Source organism: cf. Phormidesmis sp. LEGE 11477 (assembly GCF_015207105.1).
Taxonomy (GTDB): Bacteria; Cyanobacteriota; Cyanobacteriia; order Phormidesmidales; family Phormidesmidaceae; genus Phormidesmis.
In genome coordinates this window covers 1-4,951 of the sequence record NZ_JADEXO010000203.1, presented here as the reverse complement: position 1 = coordinate 4,951, position 4,951 = coordinate 1, and the positions used below count along the sequence as shown (strand labels likewise).

Annotated in this window: 4 protein-coding genes; all 4 read right to left on the bottom strand. The window is 52.8% G+C overall.

All coding sequences use genetic code 11. The features are described 5' to 3' along the window. A partial coding sequence (locus tag IQ256_RS28350; protein WP_193859035.1) for an ABC transporter ATP-binding protein occupies positions 1 to 908 on the bottom strand: 908 nt, incomplete at its 3' end. 51 nt (positions 909 to 959) lie between these two features. Then, a complete protein-coding gene (locus IQ256_RS28345) occupies positions 960 to 1,898 on the bottom strand; it encodes a carbohydrate ABC transporter permease (RefSeq protein WP_228025368.1) in 939 nt (312 codons plus the stop codon). Then, the gene (locus tag IQ256_RS28340; RefSeq protein WP_193859034.1) at positions 1,895 to 2,878 is read right to left on the bottom strand and encodes a carbohydrate ABC transporter permease; all 984 of its coding nucleotides are present in this window, start codon (positions 2,876 to 2,878) and stop codon (positions 1,895 to 1,897) included. The genes IQ256_RS28345 and IQ256_RS28340 overlap by 4 nt, the downstream gene beginning before the upstream one ends. A 154-nt stretch (positions 2,879 to 3,032) precedes the next feature. Beyond that, a complete protein-coding gene (mnmG, locus tag IQ256_RS28335; protein WP_193859033.1) occupies positions 3,033 to 4,922 on the bottom strand; it encodes a tRNA uridine-5-carboxymethylaminomethyl(34) synthesis enzyme MnmG in 1,890 nt (629 codons plus the stop codon). Between the last annotated feature and the right edge of the window lie 29 nt (positions 4,923 to 4,951).

Genomic DNA, 4,951 nt, shown 5'->3' with positions numbered 1-4,951 from the left:
GGGGTAATGCCTGGGGGGACGTAGTCGGGATGATAGATGCCTTCGGGGCGGATGCCAAAGACGACGGGGCAACCTTGAAACTCTCTGTAGCGCTCTAACCGCTCGGCAGGAATCGGGACAACAATTCCACTATCTGTTCTAATGACCAACTTGCCTTCTTGTTGCAACAGCTTGGCCTCGAAGAAATTCATAGACGGACTGCCTAGAAATCCGGCAACAAAAATGTTGTTGGGATGGTCGTAGACATTTTGAGGCGTGTCGATCTGTTGCAAGATGCCGCTGTTCATTACGGCGATGCGAGAGCCCATGGTCATCGCTTCGGCCTGGTCGTGGGTGACGTAGACGAAGGTGGTGCCGACTTTTTTGTGGAGCTGGCTGAGTTCGGCGCGGGCCTGGACGCGGAGCTTGGCATCGAGGTTTGAGAGGGGTTCGTCCATGAGGAAGACGGCAGGCGATCGCACAATAGCCCGACCCAATGCCACCCGCTGCCTTTGCCCACCAGATAGCTGCTTAGGCTTGCGATCTAGTAAGTGTTCGATGCCGAGCTGCTGCCCGGCTGCCTTGACTCGTTTACTAATTTCAGCTTTTGAAATACCTTTAAGATCTAGGCTAAAGCCCATATTCTCGGCGACGGTCATGTGCGGATAGAGCGCGTAGGATTGAAATACCATGGCGATATCTCGATCTTTTGGTGTGACGTTGTTGACTCTTTGGCCACCGATGTAGATGCTGCCGCCGCTGATATCTTCTAGCCCTGCTAGCATCCGCAGCGAAGTGGTTTTACCACAGCCAGACGGGCCGACTAGCACCAAAAACTCTTTGTCTTCTAGCTGGATGTTTAAGTCTTTGACGGCGACAAATCCGTTTTCATATTGTTTGGTGACATTCTCAAAGGTAACGCTGGACATGGTAAAAAGATGAATGATGAACGATGAACGATGAAGTGTTGTTTCTGGCTTTTATCCTTTGACGGAGCCTGCGAGTAGGCCACGAACGAAGTAGCGCTGTAAAGAGAAGAAGACAATCATCGGCACCAGCATGGAGACGAATGCGCCAGCGGTGAGAAGAAACCAGTCTTGGCCGCGATCGCCCACAATATTTCTAAGTACCAGCGTCACCGGGGCAACGTCTTGATTGCCACCTAAATACACTAAGGCAACGAGTAAGTCGTTCCACACCCAGAGAAACTGAAAGACCGCGAAAGAGGCGATCGCCGGCATACTCAAGGGCACAATCACTCGTGAAAAGACCTGCAAGTGAGACGCGCCATCGACCGTTGCCGCCTCGATCAGATCGCGAGGCAATGAGCCAATGTAGTTACGCAATAGATAAACGCCTAGCGGGAGTCCATAGGCGCTGTGGGCTAGCCAAACCGCTAGATAAGTGCCGGAGATGCCTAAGGCAGTATAGGCGCGCAAGATTGGAATCAGTGTCATCTGTAGCGGCACTACCAGCAGCCCGACGGTGACAACAAACAGCGTTTGACGACCGGGGAACTCCATCCAGGCCAGCGCGTAAGCGGCGAAGGTGGCGATCGCAATCGGAATCACGGTCGCAGGTACTGAGATCACCAAGCTGTTGAGAAAAGCCTGGCCCATGCCCTGATCGAACAAAACCTGGGCGTAGTTGCTAAGGGTGAACTGGGTGAATTCAAACGGATTGACGAACACCGTCCACCAGCCGCTACTGGTCAAGTCTTCGGCGGGCCGAAAGGAACTGATCAATAGCCCTAGCGTTGGCAGTGTCCATAGAATCGCGATCGCAACGACGGCAATATGGACAGGCGCTTTGGCGATGAACTGCTCGAAGCCAGATTTTTCTTTGCGGCTGCGCTGATAGCGTGGGCCCGGTAGTTGGGGCTCAGGGGATTGAGGGGGAATGGATTTGGCGCTTGTCATCGATCTAGCTCCTGCTGGCGAAAGCGGCGAATGTTGGCCACCATGACCGGAATGACCGCGATTAGTAGAATGACTGCGATCGCACTACCGCGACCAAAGTTGCGAAAGTTGAACATTTCTCTGACCATGCGGCTGGCAATCACATCGGTGTCTAAATTGCCGCCTGTCATTACAAAGACAATATCAAACACTTTGAGCACCAAAACCACGACTGTGGTAGAGACCACCGTTACCGTTGGCATAATCATCGGTACAATAATCCGCCGAAAAATCTGAAACTCGCTAGCGCCATCGACTCTAGCAGCTTCGATCACATCTTTGGGCACGCCTTTGACCGCTGAAGAGAGCAGCACCATACAAAAGCCCGTCTGTAGCCAAATCATGATGGCAATCAGCGCAAAGTTGTTGATACTGCGCTCAACTAGCCAACCCACTGGCTCAAAGCCTAGGAAAGTCACAATCGCATTGAGCAATCCGATCTGTTCACTTCCCGCTGGCCGATAGGCATAGATAAAGCGCCAGATCACACTAGCACCAACAAACGAGATCGCCATCGGCAAGAAGATCAAAGACTTGGCCAAAGGCTCATAGCGCACTCTATCGACTAAAACAGCAATGATCAGACCCAATCCGACGCTAATACCCGTGACTAATACCAGCCACAGCAGATTGTTGCGAAAAGCAATCAGCATGTCTGACGATGTAAAGGCAAAAATATAGTTTCTGAGTCCAACAAACTGGCTGGAATCGTTGTTGAAAAAGCTGAGATAGATAGTGCGAATAGTCGGTAGCACTAGATAGAGCAACAACAGTAGTAGAGACGGCCCTATGTAAATCCAGGGCAGAACTCGGCGCTGCGTTCCTTTCGGTAGCGCTTTTTCGACTAGGATATTGAGCCCGTAGAAGATAGCGATTACACCGCCTGAGCCTAGTGCGATCGCCAGCAGTGCTCTCAATACTAGAGATACGTTGTTATCCATAAATCAGCTCATTCTATTCGTTGGAGAGAGTGCCCCAGTTTAAGTGTTAGGGCGAGCGACCTCATCATATTAGGACAGTAGGCACAGGCCAATCTAGGCCGCGTAAACAATGTTGATAGGGAGCTTTACCTATTACCTTTTGCAGACATAGTTCTTAAGAAGCTCGACGATCGCGCACCTCTAAAAACACCAGCAGCGCATTCACGTCCGCCGGGTTCACGCCGCCAATTCGAGTTGCCTGACCTACTGTCAGCGGTTTGACTTTGTTTAATTTCTCTCTTGACTCCATCGATAGGGTCTCTACGGTCATGTAGTCCAGGTCTTGCGGCAGCGATCGATTGGTCTGACGAGAAACCAGATCGATCTGTTTTTGCTGACGCTGAATGTAGCCGGAGTATTTTATATCGATTTCCGCGCCTTCTTTTTCGGCGATAGTTAATGCCTGATTGCCAAGCCCATAGCTTTCTAGATTCTCGTAGTGAAACTTAGGTCGGCGAATCAAATCGGCCAGCGTGACTGACCCTTTGATCTTTTGCTGGGTGTCTGCGTAGATCCGTCGGCCAACTTCAGCATGTTCTTTCACCCTTTCGGTGTGTAAGCGCTCTTTCTCCGCAACAATATTTGCTTGCTTTTGCTGATAGAGCTGCCAGCGGCGATCGTCAATTAGGCCAATCTCACGACCTAGCGGCGTCAGCCTTTGATCGGCGTTATCCGAACGCAAGATCAAGCGATATTCCGATCGAGAGGTCAGCACGCGGTAGGGCTCACGCAGATCTTTTGTGCAGAGGTCGTCAATGAGTGTCCCCAGGTAGCTACCCTCTCGCGGAAAGACAATCATCTCTTTGGCTTGCACCAAACGAGCCGCGTTGATACCCGCAACTAGCCCTTGTCCAGCCGCTTCCTCATATCCAGTCGTGCCGTTGATCTGTCCTGCACAAAAGAGCCCTTCGACCTTTTTAGTCATCAGCGTTGGAAAGCACTGGGTTGCTGGAATGTAGTCATAGTCCACCGCGTAGGCAGGGCGCAGCATCGTGCAGTTTTCTAATCCTGGCAGCGTGTGGAGCATCTCTACTTGCAAGTGCTCGGGTAGGCCCGTCGAAAAGCCCTGAATGTAAAGCTCAGGGTGGTCGCGGCCTTCAGGCTCAATGAAGATCTGGTGGCTTTCTTTGTCGGCAAAGCGGACGATTTTATCTTCTATACAGGGGCAGTAGCGGGGACCTTTGGCTTCGACCCAGCCGCCGTAGACGGGCGAAAGGTGGAGATTGTCGCGCACTAGCTGATGGGTGGCGGCGGTGGTGCGAGTCATATAGCAAGGGATTTGCTCTCGTTCTTGCCAAGCTTGGGGGTCAAAGCTAAACCAGCGGACGTTTGGATCGCCGGGCTGTTCTTCGAGGCGGCTGTAGTCAACTGAGCGTTTGTCTACGCGAGCGGGGGTGCCAGTTTTGAGCCTGCTGGTTTCAAAGCCGAGGCGACCGAGGGTTTCGCTCATACCGATGGCAGCAGGCTCTCCGGCGCGGCCAGCCGAAAGGGATTTTTTGCCAACCCAGATGGTGCCGTTGAGAAAGGTGCCCGTGGTCAAGATGACGGCCTGGCAGCCGAAAGTCATGCCGAAGTGGGTTTCGATGCCGATGATTTCGTCGCGATCGCCCAATACCAGATCGGTCGCCATGCCCTCACGTAGAACCAGATTCTCCTGGTTTTCTACGACCGACTTCATCACAGCGGCGTACTCGCGCTTGTCTGTCTGCGCGCGCAAGGCCCATACCGCTGGCCCGCGTGAGCTGTTGAGTATCCGCTTTTGCAGGTAGGTGCGATCGGCAATCTTGCCAATTTCACCCCCTAGGGCGTCCACTTCGTGAGCAAGCTGTGACTTGGCTGGACCGCCGACAGCCGGGTTGCAAGGCTGCCAGGCAATGCGATCTAGATTCATCGTCAGCAGCAGGGTGCGACATCCTAACCGAGCAGCAGCCAGGGCGGCTTCGCACCCGGCATGGCCCGCACCTACTACGACAACATCAAATTGATCTGAAAAGGAAGCGCTCATATCTAATGGTAGGGACTGGCGGTAGGGGC

Bases quoted from the DNA above. Each gene is read 5' to 3' on its own strand.
- IQ256_RS28345 (WP_228025368.1), bottom strand. From the start codon at position 1,898: ATGACAAGCGCCAAATCCATTCCCCCTCAATCCCCTGAGCCCCAACTA.
- IQ256_RS28340 (WP_193859034.1), bottom strand. From the start codon at position 2,878: ATGGATAACAACGTATCTCTAGTATTGAGAGCACTGCTGGCGATCGCA.
- mnmG (WP_193859033.1), bottom strand. From the start codon at position 4,922: ATGAGCGCTTCCTTTTCAGATCAATTTGATGTTGTCGTAGTAGGTGCG.